Annotated in this window: 13 protein-coding genes; 3 read left to right on the plus strand and 10 right to left on the minus strand. The window is 43.2% G+C overall.

What is annotated here, in order from left to right; translation table 11 throughout:
* Positions 1–328 precede the first annotated feature (328 nt).
* Positions 329–1,924, plus strand: a complete 1,596-nt coding sequence (locus TY16_RS00290) for an FAD-dependent oxidoreductase (RefSeq protein WP_043929665.1) — start codon at positions 329–331, stop codon at positions 1,922–1,924.
* Between the two features lie 265 nt (positions 1,925–2,189).
* Entirely contained in the window at positions 2,190–5,237 is a 3,048-nt protein-coding gene (locus TY16_RS00295) for an FIMAH domain-containing protein (protein ID WP_043929666.1), read from the plus strand.
* A gap of 184 nt (positions 5,238–5,421) precedes the next feature.
* On the opposite strand, the gene TY16_RS00300 is transcribed toward TY16_RS00295, so the two are convergent.
* The 10 genes from TY16_RS00300 to TY16_RS00345 form a co-directional block, all read right to left on the minus strand.
* Complete coding sequence (locus TY16_RS00300) at positions 5,422–5,604, minus strand: hypothetical protein (protein WP_043929667.1); 183 nt, start codon at positions 5,602–5,604, stop codon at positions 5,422–5,424.
* A gap of 14 nt (positions 5,605–5,618) precedes the next feature.
* Positions 5,619–7,043 carry a dihydroorotase gene (locus tag TY16_RS00305; protein ID WP_043929668.1) on the minus strand — a complete coding sequence of 475 codons (1,425 nt, stop codon included), beginning with the start codon at positions 7,041–7,043 and terminating at the stop codon, positions 5,619–5,621.
* Positions 7,021–7,956 (minus strand): dihydroorotate dehydrogenase, encoded by a 936-nt coding sequence (locus tag TY16_RS00310; RefSeq protein ID WP_043929669.1) that lies wholly within the window; start codon positions 7,954–7,956, stop codon positions 7,021–7,023. The genes TY16_RS00305 and TY16_RS00310 overlap by 23 nt, the downstream gene beginning before the upstream one ends.
* Complete coding sequence (locus TY16_RS00315; RefSeq protein WP_043929670.1) at positions 7,953–8,741, minus strand: dihydroorotate dehydrogenase electron transfer subunit; 789 nt, start codon at positions 8,739–8,741, stop codon at positions 7,953–7,955. Before TY16_RS00315 ends, TY16_RS00310 begins: the two co-directional genes overlap by 4 nt.
* Positions 8,738–10,003 (minus strand): M20 family metallo-hydrolase, encoded by a 1,266-nt coding sequence (locus TY16_RS00320; RefSeq protein ID WP_043929671.1) that lies wholly within the window; start codon positions 10,001–10,003, stop codon positions 8,738–8,740. The genes TY16_RS00315 and TY16_RS00320 overlap by 4 nt, the downstream gene beginning before the upstream one ends.
* A 17-nt stretch (positions 10,004–10,020) precedes the next feature.
* Positions 10,021–11,328, minus strand: a complete 1,308-nt coding sequence (locus TY16_RS00325; RefSeq protein ID WP_043929673.1) for a CapA family protein — start codon at positions 11,326–11,328, stop codon at positions 10,021–10,023.
* Between the two features lie 14 nt (positions 11,329–11,342).
* Positions 11,343–12,116 carry an IclR family transcriptional regulator gene (locus TY16_RS00330; protein ID WP_043929674.1) on the minus strand — a complete coding sequence of 258 codons (774 nt, stop codon included), beginning with the start codon at positions 12,114–12,116 and terminating at the stop codon, positions 11,343–11,345.
* 106 nt (positions 12,117–12,222) lie between these two features.
* Positions 12,223–13,458 (minus strand): MFS transporter, encoded by a 1,236-nt coding sequence (locus tag TY16_RS00335; RefSeq protein WP_043929675.1) that lies wholly within the window; start codon positions 13,456–13,458, stop codon positions 12,223–12,225.
* Positions 13,459–13,697: 239 nt separating this feature from the next.
* The gene (gene nfsA / locus TY16_RS00340; RefSeq protein ID WP_043929677.1) at positions 13,698–14,441 is read right to left on the minus strand and encodes an oxygen-insensitive NADPH nitroreductase; all 744 of its coding nucleotides are present in this window, start codon (positions 14,439–14,441) and stop codon (positions 13,698–13,700) included.
* A gap of 350 nt (positions 14,442–14,791) precedes the next feature.
* A complete protein-coding gene (locus tag TY16_RS00345; protein ID WP_043929679.1) occupies positions 14,792–17,017 on the minus strand; it encodes an FIMAH domain-containing protein in 2,226 nt (741 codons plus the stop codon).
* Positions 17,018–17,388: 371 nt separating this feature from the next.
* Between TY16_RS00345 and TY16_RS25990 the strand changes: the two genes are divergently transcribed.
* Complete coding sequence (locus TY16_RS25990) at positions 17,389–17,532, plus strand: hypothetical protein (protein ID WP_155922097.1); 144 nt, start codon at positions 17,389–17,391, stop codon at positions 17,530–17,532.
* Positions 17,533–17,664: the final 132 nt, after the last annotated feature.

Genomic DNA, 17,664 nt, shown 5'->3' on the forward strand with positions numbered 1-17,664 from the left:
ACTGAGACGGCTCCTCTGTTACCTTTTTAAAGACAAGTCACCCTGTCCGGGACACTGAAAAATGAAACTCCCCTTCAATCTCGGGAACAAGGTAAATCAATCGAATCGCTGACTTCTGTTTGAAGATCATTCAAATGGACAATAGCACATGTACAATATCCTTCAAGGTCAGTTCCCCATATTCCTTGTTATTAGTCTATTTCAGATGCTATTGAAACTATCCTGCCTTTTCTAGCTTAGTATTTAAAGTCCATTTAAAGTCTTGATTAATCAAATCATTGCCATACACTTTAAGGAAAGCCGAGTATCCGATCAAGGAGGTATTTATATGGATTTCAGCCAGTTGCATTATTATGAACCTACCCCGAAGGCAAGTGAACCATTAATAATTGAAAGAGACTTAATAGTTTATGGCGCAACTCCTGCCGGAATCACAGCAGCGATTCAAGCGAAACGAATGGGAATGACTGTAGCCATTGCTGAGTTTGGCCAACATATTGGCGGCATCACAGCGAGCGGGCTTGGGGCTTCCGATGCTGGAGCGAAAGAGGCCATTGGCGGTTTGTCCAGGGAATTCTTCAGAGAGTTGGGAAAGTACTACAATACAGAAGAGCAATGGACGTTTGAACCGAAAGCAGCCCTCTATGTTTTTAAAAAATGGTTAAAGGAATACGAAATTGATGTATTTTATAATCAGCATTTAGAAGATGTAAAATCAGAGAATTTCAGAGTTAAAGAAATAAGTATGGAAGATGGGACTACCTATCAGGCAGACTTTTTCATTGATTGCAGCTATGAAGGGGATTTGATGGCTAAAGCTGGTGTTTCTTATTTTGTAGGCAGGGAATCGAATGCGACCTATAAAGAGACTTATAATGGAATACAGTTTGGACACCCACACCATCAATTTGAAAAATGGATTTCCCCCTATGTTCACGAAGACGTTCCTTCGAGCGGAGTTTTACCTGGCATTACGGAATCAAGCCATGACACGCTTGGCTATCAAGGCCAGGGAGATCATCGAATCCAGGCTTATAACTTCCGGATTTGCTTAACGAAGAAACAGGAAAACAGGATTCCATTTCCAGAACCTCCTTCTTATGATCCGGAACGCTATATGCTGTTACTGCGTTATATCCATTCTGGTGTTTGGGACGCGATGAACCTACATACCATGCTGCCTAATGGAAAAACGGACTTAAATAATTATGGCGGTTTCTCAACCGACCATATTGGGATGAATTATGAATGGCCGGATGGAACCTATCAAACTCGTGAAAGGATTTTCCAGGACCATTTTACATACAATCTTGGAATCCTCTATTTCTTAGCTAATGATGAGCGAGTGCCCCAGGCGATTCGCGATGAAGTATCCCAGTGGGGACTGGCTGGGGATGAATTTCAAGAGACCGGACATTGGCCGCACCAGCTTTATATTCGGGAAGCAAGAAGAATGGTTTCGGACTATGTGATGACCGACCGGAATTGTCTTGGCGACCTTTCAGCCGAAGATTCAATTGGCCTCGCTTCCTATCAAATGGATTCCCATCATTGCAGAAGAGTCGTTATAGACGGCAGGGTTTATAATGAAGGAGATGTTGAAATACCGATTTCACCTTATCCCATTTCGTATCGTTCAATTCGTCCAAAAAGGAATGAGTGTACTAATTTACTAGTCCCAGTTTGTTTGTCCAGTTCACATATTGCCTATGGCTCGATCCGAATGGAGCCGGTATTTATGATTCTAGGCCAATCGGCAGGTGTGGCTGCTGCTTTGGCGCATCAAAATAAAACCACTGTACAAGACGTTCCATATGACAAATTACGAAACGTCTTACTAGATTATGGGCAAGTACTCGAGTGGGATGATTCTATAGAAGATAATCCTGTCTTACGCATGAAATCAACTTTCGGGAAAAAATAAATAAGCAAAAGGGGCTTTATCCTTTATAGGGATATAGTCCTTTTTCTTTATAAACTTGTTCGATTTAACACCCTACTATAGCACTAAAATGATTATCGTCATTTAAAAGACGTTAGAAGTTATATACTCTTTAACTGAAATAATTTTCAGATAATTGGGACGTTTCGCTCAGTGCGGCATGATGATTGGAGGTGCAAAAAGAGTACACGTTCGCACTAAAGTGTATCCGCTTACAAACTACTATTTTTATAGGAGATGGCTACTATTGAAGAAACTAGTTAAGAAACTTATGGTAACACTGCTCGTAGCACTGCTAATCTCATCTACCCTCCCCTTTTCCCGGCAATCAACTTCAGCAGCTGAAGCCGATCGTTGGAAAGAGCTAAGTGTTCAAAATGGAGGTTTTGAGGCAAAACCATCATCCGGAACAAATCTGCCTTCCTGGGTCTATTGGTCCGGCGGCCTTAAATCTGGAATGAGCATCTCCAATGAAGTCGTCTATGCAGGTAATCAGAGCTTGGCCGTGAATAATACCGGATCCATAGGATTATTTAGTCAGGAAATTGATGTCACCGAAGGAGGCCAATATAAATTAACAGCAAAGCTTCATGTTAAGGAGTTAACAGGCAAACCAGGGATCTGGCTGCGCTGGTACAATGACCAGGGAAAGAATTTCACAGACACTCCAAGATACTTTGATGTCCCAGCATTAAATGAATGGCAAACGGTTGAAATCGAAGTAACTGCCCCAACAGGTGCAACCGGGCTAAAGGTCTTCATTTATCAGCCCACCACATCCAAGATGAAAGGTTACTATGATGAAGTAAAGCTTTTTGAGAAGGAATCAAGCGTCCTCGATTTCCCTTTCGAATTTGGAGAGCCAATCAATCATGGCCCTGCTGCTTTAGCGGCTAAATCCCAAGGAGTAGCAATTGGTGATGGCGAGCTTTACTACGCAACAAACGGTTCACCTGCCACCTTTTATGCCGCTGATGCTGTAACCGGTAAAAAAATCTTTTCACAGGACCTGCCTGGAAGTGATGTAGTCTGGGCAATGGTCATCGGTACGGACGGCAATGTTTATTTCGCAGGTACTTATAACGGAATTTTATACCGTTATGTTGTAAAAGAAAAACGACTTGAACAGCTGGGGAAAAACCCTTCCGATAATTGGGTTTGGCAGCTGGAGGCCTCAAAAGACGGAAAGATTTACGGAGCTACATATCCAAATGCAAAGGTGTTTGAGTATGATATCAACTCCTCCCAATTCAAAGACTTAGGCACTTTTTACGAAGGCCAGCAGTATGCCCGCGGGCTTGGGATTACCGATGAAAGCCTATATGTGGGAACTGGCACTACTGCTTATTTAATGAAGATGGATTTACAATCCGGTGAAAGAACAGAGATTAAGACGCCTATAACAGGAGTATCTACGCAAATATCAAATATTTGGGAATATGGCAGCAATATTTTTGTCGCCTACGGAACTTCCCTTGTTACCATTGATAAAACAACTGGGGAAGAGAAAAATACAATGAATTGGCAGGATGAACATACGTTTGACGGGCTTATCTCCCCTCCTTCTCCTTATGACGAAAATATCATCTATTACATTAATAAAAATACTCAGCAGCTGTGGACATATGATATGAGGACACATGAGCAGGCAAAGGTAGAACCGACTGTCCAATTGCCGCCTACACCGGCGAAAGCGATCCGCTGGATTAAGGATGAAAGCGGCAAAGATGTACTGGCGATTTTACATCACCAGATTGAATATTCACTTTACGACCCGACAACAAATACTGTCAAGGTCAGCTATCCTGAAGTAGCCATGCAGGGACTATTAATGCAAAGCCTTGAAATTGGTGAAGACCAAAAGATTTATATGGGCGGTTACCAGGGGTCATTTGGTGTTTTTGATACGGCTAGTGACGAGTATATCCTTCACGAACGCGATCCGCACCAGATCGAAGGGATTGGATTCCTAAATGGTGATGTTTACCTAGGCACCTATGGCGGTGCGAGAATTTTTAAATATGACCCAGAACTGCCGTTTCATTACTCAGGTGGTGTAAAAGGTGATAATCCCGAGATGGTATATGATATCGGGGATGACCAGAGCAGGCCTTTCACTTTTACATCAGGTGATAACAAGCTCTTTGTAGGAACCATTTCCGATTATGGACGGTTAGGCGGAGCGTTAACAGTATATGACTCTGAAACAGGCAAATGGAACACGATTCGCAATATCATAGAAAACCAAAGCATCATTGGGTTAGCTTACCATAATGGAACAGTGTTTGGCGGATCAACCACAGCTGGCGGCCTTGGCATCACCCCTACCGAGCCAAAAGCTAAAATGTTTGAATATAATGCTGAAACTGGTACACATGAAGTATTTTACCTTCGTGTTGAAGGATTAGAAAAGCCCGAAATGATTGGAGAGCTTTCAGTCGGACCCGATGGAAACCTTTGGGGTGTAGCGTGGGGCTTAGATAAGGCTGGTGCCTATAACACAGTGGTCTTTGCAATGAATCCCGACAGCAGAGAAATCGTGAAAAGTACCCAGATTCATAAAGGTGTAAATAGAGGAAGCCAGTGGAGGCCGTTCTTTCTTCGCTGGGATAAACAGGGCTACCTGTATACAACAGCAGCCAGGAAATTGACGGTCATCGACCCAGAAACAATGAAAAGCAAGGTTCTGGTTCCGGGTACGGTCCAATTAATGGACCTCGATGATGAAGGTAATATCTACTACACAGCCGATGAAAATTTATATCAGTTACCAGTTCCATTAGAAAAGGGCATCTTATCTATCAAAAATGAATCGATGCTGCAAGGCACCGATCAATACATTGATTTGACTGTAACGCTCGTAAATGGAAACACCATCAATTTAAAGGGAACCGACATTGAATGGTTTAATTCCAACCCGGCTGCCGCCGACTTGAATGATGGTAAAATCACAGCTAAAAATGCTGGGACGACAGAAATATATGCGAAGGTTTCCTATAACGGAGAAGAACTCACTACCAATACAATCAAGGTAACAATCGAAGTAACAACAGATACACTCTCACAACAAATTTTAAAGCTTGAAGAAGCGGGAACCATTCCCCATTCTTTGGCCAGACAATTGACCAATCGATTAGCACAGGCTGAGCACCATTATGAAAAAGGAAGAACAAAACAAGCATTAAAGCATCTCGATGATTTCCGTCAGCATTTGGATAACAGCAGTATTGAGCAATCGATGAAAGATACATTACACGGTAATCTTGATTCAATTGAAGCTGGATATACAAATTAAACTAGAATACGAAAAAAGGTTTTCTGCGATGCAGAGAACCTTTTTTTGATTATTATTTCTAAAGTAAGAAAAGGTCACCTTTTCCCGGGTTTATTCTAAGTAAAATGACAGCCTTCTAAAAATTGAAAGCTGTCATTTACCAATCTATCATTCGGCATCCCAGGGCCGACCCGATTTGCAGACTTTAAAATTTTAATTTGAATTCATTGATGAATTCATTATAATCAAGGTCGAGTATTTCGCAGCACCGTTTAACTTCTGCATAGAAATCCATGTCAGAAGTCACAGGGCGGTCGCGGTTTACGTAATAAAACTGAACAAGCTCAAATAATTCAGCAGCTACTTTGACTTTTTCAACTTTATCCAAATGTTCCGTCCCCCTTATTTATTTCCACTGAAAACCTTTTCACTGTTAGCCTCTGGCACGACCATCTTTCCGATTGGACCTGATACGATGTTCCCATCTTCCATGACAGTAACTCCCCTGACAATGGTCTGGACGGGAACCCCCTTTATAGGGAACTGGTCAAATGCGGTAACCTTGCTTTTACTATGGAGGTTTTCTCTTTTAATGACCATTTCTTTCTCCATGTCTACGATGGTGATATCTGCATCCGTTCCCACGGCCAGCGAGCCTTTTTGCGGATAAATACCAAACTGCCTGGCAGGGTTTCCGGATAATACCTCGCAAACCTGTTTTAAAGTAACTTTTCCTTTGCTGACAGCATTCAGCATGAGCGGAGCTAGGGTTTCAACACCACACATGCCAGCAGGAATTGACCATAAGTCACCGTCTTTTTCTTCCTCAGTATGTGGGGCATGGTCGGAACATACAATGCTGACCGTACCATCCTGGATACCGCTCCACAGTTCATCCTGATCCTCCTTATATTTTACGGGCGGATACACCTTCATTTGTGGTCCGACTTTTTCATAATCCTCATTGCTCAAAAACAGGAAATGAGGACATGTTTCCGATGTAATCGGATAGCCTTCCTTTTGTGCATCACGAACGAGGCGTAAAGATTCTCCCGCGCTTACGTGTAGGATATGCAGGCGTGTCCCGAGCTCTTTTGCCATCGAAATCCCTGTTTGAACTGTCAATACTTCGGCAAGGTTCGGCCTGCCTTCAAGCAATGCTTCATAATCGCGCCTTCCTGATATCTCCACCTGCTGTGTCAGCCTTTGGATAAGTTCATTGTTTTCAGCATGGATGGCAAGAATCTGGCCAGTTTTCTCAACTTCCTTGAAGATATCATATACCTCTCCATCGGGAAGCGGCGGGATCACACCTTTTTCTCCTTCTTTGTAGTTGTACATCAACTGATATGTCTCACTGTTGATCGCATAACCCCAGAAGAACTTAAAGCCGATGACGCCCGCTTCATGCAGGGGGACAATGTCCTTTCTGTTCAAATCGCCAAGGCAAATCGCCCAAATTCCAAAATCCACATGGGCTTTTGCAGATAGATTTTCCTTCTGTTTGAGAAGGTTATCAACATTGTTGATTGGCGGATTCGTATTTGGCATTTCGAAAACCATCGTGACTCCGCCCGCGGCAGCCGCTCTCGTACTGTGATAAAAATCTTCCTTGTACTCAGCACCAGGGTCCCTTGAGTGGACATGTGTGTCAATGAAGCCTGGAAGTACATACTTTCCTTCGGCATCTGTCGTTTTGGCCGCTCCCCCCGCTAGTTCTGTTTCAGAAACAGCAGCAATCTTCCCGTCCCTAATATACAAATTCCCTTTGACAAATTCCGTTCCTGAATAAATGAAGCCATTTTTAATGATATGATCCCACGCCATGCTTTCCGCTCCCTTCCACTTGGCCGATGATTTCTTTTAAACTATTAATGTCATACATCTCCATATACTCATTTATTTCCTGCAAGATCGTCAGCATCACAGTCGGATTGATAAAATTGGCGGTGCCCACCTGTATTGCTGTTGCACCGGCCAGCATCATCTCAATTGCATCCTCCCCGTTCATAACACCGCCACAGCCAATGATAGGCAGCCTGCAAACCTTGTAAACCTGATGTATCAACCGGACAACAAGCGGCTTGATTGCCGGGCCTGATATGCCGCCAATCATATTGCCGATTTTCGGCTTCCTTGTATGGACGTCAATTGCCATGGCAACAAACGTATTTGCAACGGTAAGGGCATCCGCCCCGCCTTCTTCAGCAGCCCTGGCGATGCGTCCAATATCGGTCACGTTCGGGGACAGCTTGGCAATGACAGGTTTGTCGGTCACCTGACGGACCGCTTTGACGAGCTGGCGGGTTATCGTTTCATCCATCCCGAAGGCAACCCCGTTATTTTTTAAATTAGGGCAGGAGATATTGAGTTCAAGTGCGGCTACTTCCTCCATGGCTGCCAGCTTTTCACTCATTTCCGCAAATTCTTCAATGCTGTCGGCCGAGATGCTCGAAATCAGCGGACTTTTAAATTGCCCATAAAATGGGACCGCCACCTTTTGATAATAATCCAGCCCTTTGCTTTGAATGCCTATCGAATTAATCATTCCCCCGGTTGTTTCACAAATCCGTGGTGTCGGATTGCCTTTCCTCGGCGTTTTGGTTATGCTTTTCGGCAGCAGGGCGCCAAGCTGATTGAAATCAAGCACCCCTGCCATCTCTTCACCAAAAGTTCCTGATGCCGGCATGATTGGATTTTTCAGCGTAAGGCTGCCAATTGAGACTTCCATATTCCTCATAAGAACACCACCTTTTCCAGTGGCAGTACCGGACCATCCTGGCAAAGGCGGATCGTCCGAATTTCATCGCCTTCTTTAATATCACAAACACAGGCAAAGCAAGCACCCATCGCACAGCCCATATTTTCTTCAAGAGCAATTTCCGAAAATAACATATATCGCTCAGCAAGCTCCCTCGTTAACAGGGCCAGCCTTTGGGAACCACAAGTATAAACAGCATCGATTTGCCGGGTACGAATGATTTCTTTGGCAAGCGTCCTCACGGCTGCCGGATCGCTGGAACCGTTCCCGTCATGAACAACAAACGTAATAACCCCAGCTTTATTAAGCTCTTTCTCTACTAAAATATCTTCCCGGGATCGGGCACTTAGAATTGAATAGCATGGAATCCCCGTTTCACCTGCCTTATAGGCAAGTGCTGAAAGAGTCGCTATCCCGACACCTCTTGCAATCAGCAGCAGGCCTTTGCCCCCATCTCCGAGTGTAAACGTATTTCCGAGCGGCCCAAGAATGTCCAGGAGCTCGCCAGGTTTCCTCTCAGCCAATTTTTTCGTCCCCGCACCTTTAACCAAATAAAGAAATTCCAATATGTTATCCCTGTTATTAATTCGGTAGATGCTAAATGGCCTCCTCAGCAGCGGAGAATAATCATCCGTTGTCCTTATATGAAAAAATTGTCCTGGTTTAACATCAGCTACTGTCCAGTCAGGAATTCTGATTTTCATATGGCAATAACGGCGGCTAATATAATCATTCGATAGTATTTCTGCCTTAGTAAGCTTCATAGCTGGCCTCCAACTTCAAGTGAAGAGGATGATACTTTTGCGTAACAGAGCACCGCTTCCTCAAGAACATCGACCCCAAGCATGATGTCATCAAAGTCTGTATGCTCATTCGGATGGTGGCTAAGACCATCAACTGATGGAATAAAAACAAGGCCAACCGGCCCGAAACCAGTCATGTTCATGGCATCATGCCCCGCTCCGCTTTGCATCAACCGATAAGGAAGCTGTTTTTCTTCACATATCTTTGCAAGTTCCCCGCATATTTCTTCAGACAAAAGGACAGGTTCCTCAAGACTAATTTCTTTGCAATCTATACCAAGCTGCCTTTCCTTTTGTACCGTGGCCAGGGTTTCGTGTAAACAATCCAGCACCCGATGCCTGGATTCTAAAGAGGAAGATCGGATATCAATTTTCATTTCGACTTCTCCCGGGATAACATTCATCGCTCCTGGATGGACAGCCAACACCCCGACTGTTGCAACAGTCCCAAAGTCTGCTTCCTTTTTTGCGGCCTTTTCCAGCTCAAGTGCAATTTCAGCAGCACCTAGAAGTGCATCTTGCCTCATATCCATTGGAGTCGTGCCCGAGTGAGAAGCTTTTCCCGAAATAGTCACAATAAATCTGGCTGGAGCAGCAATACCTGTTACAATCCCAATTTTCTTTTGTTCGGTTTCAAGGACAGGCCCCTGTTCTATATGCATTTCAAAGAATGCTTTAAAAGTCTCCTTTTCCCTGTGTGCTTCATTAATGCTGTCAAAGTCAAGGGCGCAAAGGGAAAATGCTTTTTCAATTGTAATCCCGTCACGGTCTTTAAGAGTCCGGTGCTTGCCTTTGTCTATGCGGCCAGCCATTGCTTTGCTTCCGAGAGTCGCAACACCAAATCTCGCTGACTCCTCACAGGCGAACGAAATTAATTCAATCGGATGTTCAGTTGTGATTCCCCGGTCATTTAGCCGGTTGATGATCTCTAGTCCCGCCGCGACTCCTACAACACCATCATACTTGCCTCCTTCGTAAACCGAGTCGATATGGGAACCAATAACGACAGGCGGCAGTGTATTATTTTTCCCATCCCTACGCGCAATCAGATTGCCGGCATTGTCCAATTTGACAGACATCCCCGCGTCCTTGCACATTCTCATCAAAGCATGTGTACAAGCCTGTTCTTCATTTGAATAGGCAATCCTGGTGATACCCTTTTGCCCTGAATTATACTGGTTAATTTTCGCGAGCAGTGTTTCATATCGTTTCCGTTTATCCATAGGAGTGCCCTCCCTTATTAGCCAGAGGCTATCGCAATATATCCTTTGCCACTTTCAATCTGTATCGTTGTACCAAACTCCGAAGAAAGCTCAGCAAGTTCATTCAGAATCCGTTCGCCATCCACTTCGTTTGCAAATGACGGCCTCCCTTTTCCAGCTCTGCTTTTTTCAAAACCAAGAGTGATGGGCAAGAGTTCTATCCCTGTAATTAAATCCTCTTCTATTGAAAAAGAAGCAATAACTGATTCAAACACCTTTCGATTGGCAGCAAGGCCCCTCGTTCCTTTCTTGCTGCGGGCATCCATCCCGTCAGCCGTCGTATGGCGGGAATCAAGATCGTACAGCTGATAAAATTCAGCAGGCTGCTTTTCTACGGTATCATTTTGAAAAATTAAATCTCCCAAGCTGTAAAAAATCGGCCTGTTCCTATAAATCTGTATTCCACGTAGAATATGAGGGCCGTGCCCGATGACGGCGTGCGCTCCTTCGTCTATGCAAAACCTGCTGAATTCCTTTAAAAAACCAGCCGGTTTATCCTTATTGGTCCCTTTCATTTCATGGGCATGAAGACTGACAAACACGGTATCCGCTTGCCTGGCTGCCTCCTTGATTGCCTTAGCAATCCTTTTCGCGTCTTCCTGGTCCATATAGGTTTCGGTCCCCGGCTCACCTTCTTCAAAAAGAAGATTCCCAAATTGATAGGATCCGCTGTGGTCTTTCCAGAATCCTTCACTAACATTCAAATTCCTTGCAGCATTTACATCAGTGCTTGCATCGATTTGTTTTAGATTCTGCATGGTTTCGCTGCTGATTCTGTGTACTTGTTTATGTCCGAGCGAATTCACACCCGGCCTTCCAGGTACATCTGGCCTCTGCTCCCCTGCCTTGTGCCATTGGTCAAAAGAAGATGTTACTGAAATCAGGGCAACCCTTCCGTTTTTGGTTTCGAGGTATTTTGGCTGCCCTGCTTCAGCCAAATTCCTTCCAATTCCTGCGAATACCCAATCATCTTTTTCAAGCGCATGAATTGTTGAAAGCAACCCACCGTGCAGCCAATCAAGGCTATGATTGTTAGCACAGGCCAGCAAATTGAACCCCAACCATTTGAGGTCTTTTAAAACGTTCGGCCTGGCTGCTGCCCACGTACCTCCGCTTGTTGCTGATGGCGCCTGGTCAAAATTGTGCAGGACGACTTCAAAATTCGTAAACCTGACGTCACAGTCCAAAAGAAATTCCTTTATCTTGTTTAAATTTACTTCGTCTCTCGGCAGCCTCTGGGTAATGAAAGAATCTCCCGTTACAGCTACTTTTATTGGTTCACTCATTTTCTTACTCCTTTTTACAGTTTGATGGAGGTAAGCAAATGCATGGATTTTAAATGCTCACTTGCTTTTTGCGATACAGCTTTTAATTCCCGGATGATGGCATCCTCTTCCTGTTCTATGTAGGTGTTCTCTCCCACAACGCTAATGCTCAACGATGTTTCCCTGTCTTCATGGAAAATAGGGACAGAAATCGCTGAAACGCCAACTTCCAACTCCTGCAGACAGAAAGCCACCCCTTGATGAAGGACCCTGCTTAGCTCATGTTTCAATGCTGCGATATCTGTCAATGTATGAGGCGTGATTGGCCTAATCGATTCCTTCCCAAGGCAGGAATCAATGATGTGTTGTTCTTTATAGGCCAAAATCGCTTTTGAAGCTGCAGTGCAATAAAAGGGCATCCGCTGGCCAACATGCACGAAGAACTTATTCCGCAAATCGGAAGGCTGGTGGGTATGGATACAATAGACCTGATCACCCTGGAATCTGCTTAAGTACGAATATAGGCCAGTTGCTCTTGAAACTTCCTCGCAATACTGCCCCATCAAACCAATAGGGTCCTGTGAACGCAGGAAACGGCTACCCCAAAACATCGCCTTAGGACCCATCATATAGTTTTTCGTTTGAAAATTTTGCGTCACGAGTTGGTGATGGACCATGCTGGAAAGCATACGGTGGATTGTACTTTTGCTTAGATTGGTTTCCCTTGACAGATCGCTGATGCCTATTCCATCAATTGGGTGTTCACTTATGCAATCCATGACCTCTGTAAAACGGTTTAACCACTCCATTATTCGTCTTCCTTTGTTCTGTAGTATCGTTCTGTTGTACGGGACAACGTTCCATTTTTAAAAGAATAATTTTCCCTGTCCAGATTTCAGACAGGGAAGGCCGTTATTAAGTAAGTTCCTTTCCTTTTGTTTCCGGAATCAAAAATAGAAATGCGAGTGCAGATAAAACATAGATTCCTGAAATTAGACTAAGGGCATAGCTTAATGAATGATTCAAAGAGATATATCCGATAATGAATGGTGCAAAGCCCGCCACAGCTCTGCCGATATTGAAGATGATATTCTCAGCTGACGATCTGGCTTCGGTCGGGTAATGTTCAGCAAGCAAGGCACCAAAACCGCCCATCATTCCATTTACGAAAAATCCAAGGATTCCGCCAAGTGCCAAGAGGACAGCCATTGACGATTGCTGGAAATAAATCCAGACAATGATTGCCGAAGCCACCAGGAATATCAGATACGAAGGCCTGCGGCCAATTCTGTCAGCCAAGTAGCCGAATACCATTATTCCAATGATCATTCCGGTAATCGTAATAACCGTCCACCATGTGGTTTTGTTGAACGTTACACCCATTTCAGTTGCGAGCATGGTAGGCATCCAGGTCATAATTCCATAAAAACCGAAGTTTTGGACACTGGTAGCAACGATTAAGCCGAGAGTAATTTTTGTTGTTTTGGCTGATGAAAACAAATGTCCGACGGAGACATTATTTTTGTTTTCATTTTTCATTTTTGTCCAAACTTCCGGTTCTTCGAGGTTCCGGCGGGACCAGAATGCCAGGATTGCAGGGAGCACTCCTGCCACAAATACTCCCTGCCAGCCGAATTTAGGGGAAATGAAAAGGACAGCCAATGTTGCAAGGACGATACCAAACTGGAACCCGGTTGCAACAACTGCCGTAGCCCTGGCTCGATACTTCTTGTGCCACGCTTCACTGACAAGCGTCATTCCGATCCCGAACTCACCGCCGAGTCCAAGTCCGGCAAGGAACCTGAAAACAGCCAATGTTTCAAGATTTGGGGACAGAGCACATAAGCCGGTGAACACTGAAAAAATTAAAATAGTCCAGGTAAACACGCGAACGCGTCCATATTTATCTGCTAAGATACCAAAGACAATTCCGCCAAGCACAGAACCAAGCAGTGTGATCGTAGAAACACTGCCCGCCTGTGCAGCATTGATTCCAAAATAAGCAATAATAAGCGGCATCGTGAATGCAAGTATCATCATATCCAGACCATCCATTGCATAACCAATCGTCGAAGCCCAGAGCGTTTTCCACTGATAGCCAGTAATCTTACCAGGTTCTGTTTCAATATTCTTTTGAACAGCTGTCTCCATGATTTACCCCCTTGATTCATCCCTTCCAGATAGGAAAGTGAAATTTTGTTTGTTCCGTTGAACGGAACAGCATTCCATTTTACAGCAATACTTGGGTAATGTTCGCATTGGTGCAGGGTGTGTTGCAAAATCTTTTACCGTGTAATTTTGGTTGCTCATCCCTCCTTTTTAATCATATTCCCTTTAGTATTATGATTATTATAAATTTTCAAATTATTTTAGGCAAGTTCAATTTACAATTAATCAAAATTAAAGCCCTGTTTTTTAATAAAATCCTTTAAATGTACACGACGTGGTTTACTTAAGTATTCAGCCATTTGTTTCGTCCACCCTTCAGTGCGTACACCATTTGTTCTTCTTGTGTAGTAATCAGACGAAATTTCCTCATAATTTGCCAACCCTTCAAGAATAGCCTCCTTCGGTTTATAGTGGTTATAATGAACAACCGCTCCTATGGGAGTCCTTGGTTTTTGCCACGGTTCCTGGTCAGGGTAACCAAGACACATCCCCATCATGGGAATAGTATATGGCGGAAGTCCTAACAGATCTTTTACCTTATCAGGATTATTGCGGATTCCCCCTATCATCACACCACCCAGACCGTAAGCCTTTGCAGCAATAAAGGCATTTTCGGCAGCAAGCGCAGTGTCAACCGCTGCGACCAATACGTTTTCAACCTCATTTATTTCAAATTTTGTATCCCACATTTCACACGTTAGGCTGAGACGATAAAAGTCCGCGCAAAACACTAAAAAAACAGGACAGGCCGCTACGTACTTTTGGTTCCCCGCTATTTCGGACAGTTTTTCCTTTTTATCCTGATCATCTACAACAATAATACTGTATGCCTGTACATTATGGGATGACGGAGCCCATTGGGCACAAGCAAGAATTTCCGTAAGAACATCTTCAGGAATCGGATCAGGTTTATATCTTCGGATGGATCGATGACTTTGGAGCAGATTTATCGTTTCATTTCGCAATGAAGCATCTCCTTTCAACTTTTTAGTGTAGATAGTTGCTGAATATTTTAAATAGTCGGCAAATTATATTATACAAATGTTTAAAACTAACGTAAATTCTAATGCAAGATTGATTTGCTCTATTATATTTCTACTGTAACAGCAAATAGGAATGTTTACTCATTTCCCTTAACCATGCCCAAAAGGTCATAAATATTTAAAACAAGTAAAGTACGCTTACTTGGAACCTTTGCAAACTAAGGTCTGTAAGCAACTTGAACTCGGAAAGGAATTTTTATCTCAGATATATTGTTCGCAAACTATCAGGAAAAGACCAGACTAAAGTCTAGCCTGGCCTCTTCGATAAATTATTAAATAGAGGTGAGAATATGCCGTAATTGTTCACGCATGTCTAGTTCTATATCCGTTTCTTTGGCATTATCCAAATGTTTCAAAGCATCCTGTAAATGTTTGCTTGCTTCCTCCTGCCTTCCCATATCACGATGATGGATGGCTGTTTTCAGTGAATTAATTAGCTGCTGACTGACTGAATTTGTGATATTGCCATAAACCGTTTCCCGTTCCACAAACTTCAAAGCTGACTCTAGCGTGTCGGATACTTCAATTTTCATTAAATCCACTTTATTAACGTAATAGATATTTCCATCGTTGCCGATTGTCATTAGCTCAGTCACAGTGTTGGTTAACACCTCATGTTCCAACGTAACAGGGTCAATTTCCGTTAAGTTGCCAGCAAGATTTGTGTACATAAGACCATCCTCACTCCAGCGAATATGGATTGGTCTCCATCTTCCGTAATCTTTTACTTCAGGAAAGATGTTTTTGCTTTTCACAATTTCCAGTGTATCCGGATCCATTGCAAAAATTGCTCCTGCTGCTGCTGACCAAAGCAAACCGTCAGGACCAAGGCTCATCCCGCTAATCATTTTTGGCTGGACTGTGACACCTGGTATCTCCGGTACAAACTCAGTAATTTTTTCACCCTTTTCTATATCCCAAACGAATATCTTTGCAGCAGGCTCAGTTGGGTCAATTCCCAATCCGCCGGCAACGGTTGTAGAGCCATATAGCTTGCCATTCACTTCTGCCAGCCCGGCGATGGCTTGATTATGGACAACATTTGGATATACAGCTGTGTCTTTTACATTGGCAGGATCCAGGACAGTTAAAGAGCCGCCAAGATACCCGTAGTCGGGAATTGTACCAATGAATAATTTATTTTGAGCGGCAGTCATAATAAATGGGCGGTCCTGATGAGGGATATCGTAAATCTGTTTAGGCGTTGAAGCTGGATTCGTAGCATCCATTTCAAAAATGGTAGCACCAGTATAAACACCAAAATACATCTTATCACCAAGAGCTACCATACCTTCTGCCTGCCCTAACGTGAAATTGCGGTTTACATTTGTTTCCGGATTATAAACGGCACCTTTACCACCAGGGTAGCCACTTAAATATAAATTGCCTTCAGGCCCTTTTTCCAACGTTTGAATTGGAATTGGATTTCCTACAATCGGTAATTGAGTTGTTTTTACTTTTTTAGTTTGCAAGTTCATATACGTGACTTGGCCGCCAAATTGGACAGTAACCAAAGATTTGCCCGGCAAGTCTGGATCGTTCTCTACTTCAACCCAAGCTGTGTTCCGCAAGAAAGTTCCGAACACGACTTTAGTATCGGTCGCGCTTAGCGTATTAAAATCCACTTCCATTAATTTACTGCCTTGCAGGAAGTATACTTTGTTACTTCCAGGCAAGCCATGTATTAATCGGATTCCTTTACTGTTTGTGTAGTACTTGTCACTCCATTGGCCAGTTTCTGTATCATAAAACAGGAGGGTGTTACTTCCGCCGCCAACTCCTGCGACGATATATTTGCCTGCCGCATCCATTTGCCAAACACTGCTGCCAGGAACAACATGGTCAGGAACCTTAATTTTTTCATATTCGCCCGTTTCTACATCCAATTTCACGATTGCATTCTCAACGCCAATGCCTAAATACAAGTACCCATTATGGTAGGCTGTGGATCTGGAATAGCTTTGGCCGGGGGCAATACTGCCATAATCCTTCATTTCACCTGTTTTTGGGTCATAGCGGCCAGCTTTTGCATTTGGAAATGAGCCAAAATAGACACGTCCTTCTTCATCATAGGACAAGCCGTATACAACACTCTCACCGATTCCCCCTAGGTTCTTTACTTCCTTCGTTACAGGAGAATATTCATAAAGATATCCATTGCCTCCAATGTAGACATTGCCATTTGGTACCGTGATATGTGTCCAAACGGCCCCCGTTCCTTCTAAAGGATAAGTTCTTAAAACTTCCTGGCTTTTAAGGTCTACAACCTGAAAGATAGCCGGGCTGCCGCTTGAAGTTGTGTACATGATATCCCGTCCATCTTCAACCCCATATGTAGAGTCATAGACTGCTACACTTTGAATAAGTGAACCTAGATTCCTTGGTTCTGAATATCTCTTTCCTGACTCTGCATGGGCGGGATTACCCATAAAGAAAGAAGAAACAATTAACACAAATGTAGTTAAAAGAATTGCGAACTGTTTTGAAAACGCCTTCATTTTGTTTCGCTCCTTTTTATTTAATTTTTTCAGAAAGATTATGTACCAGGTTCACCTCCCATCTTTTCCTAATATTCTAAAAATAACAAACCTGCACCTAGACTTATATGTCGAAAAATAGCCCGTAATTAATAAAGGAATATAGTCCTATGAGGATATAAGGCTCGTCTCGTTCTTTTGTACTGTGTTTAGGCTTTTATTGGAACACACAGTGGTTATCTTTATTTGCACATGAAGAAGGGTTGTTCATTTAACGTAAAACTCGCTAACTACATTCCCGGAAATATCGATGAGAGAAATATAACCTCGGTCCCTTTCCATTGTATAGTTTTGATTCAAATAGCAAAGATAAAAAAGCGGAGGTGACTGAAATGCCTAGTAAAAACAACAATCAAAACAGCGTGAAATATAGTATTTGGGAAACGAGAGTAGATGAAAAACAAAAAGAAATAATTCAAAGATCTCCTGAATTAAATCATGAACACAAGTTGGATAATAAAAAATTCGAAAAATAACTTGGATAAGCTGCATAATTTGTAATCCTTGTTCTTGAAGCTTTAGTATTAAAAGAAAAAAGCTGAACGAGTAAATCGCTCAGCTTCTTTCTTTATCCGTCACTAATAAGATAATAGAAACCCGTCCTCGCT

The organism is Bacillus sp. EB01 (assembly GCF_000613125.1).
In the GTDB taxonomy this organism is placed as follows: domain Bacteria; phylum Bacillota; class Bacilli; order Bacillales; family Cytobacillaceae; genus Bacillus_D.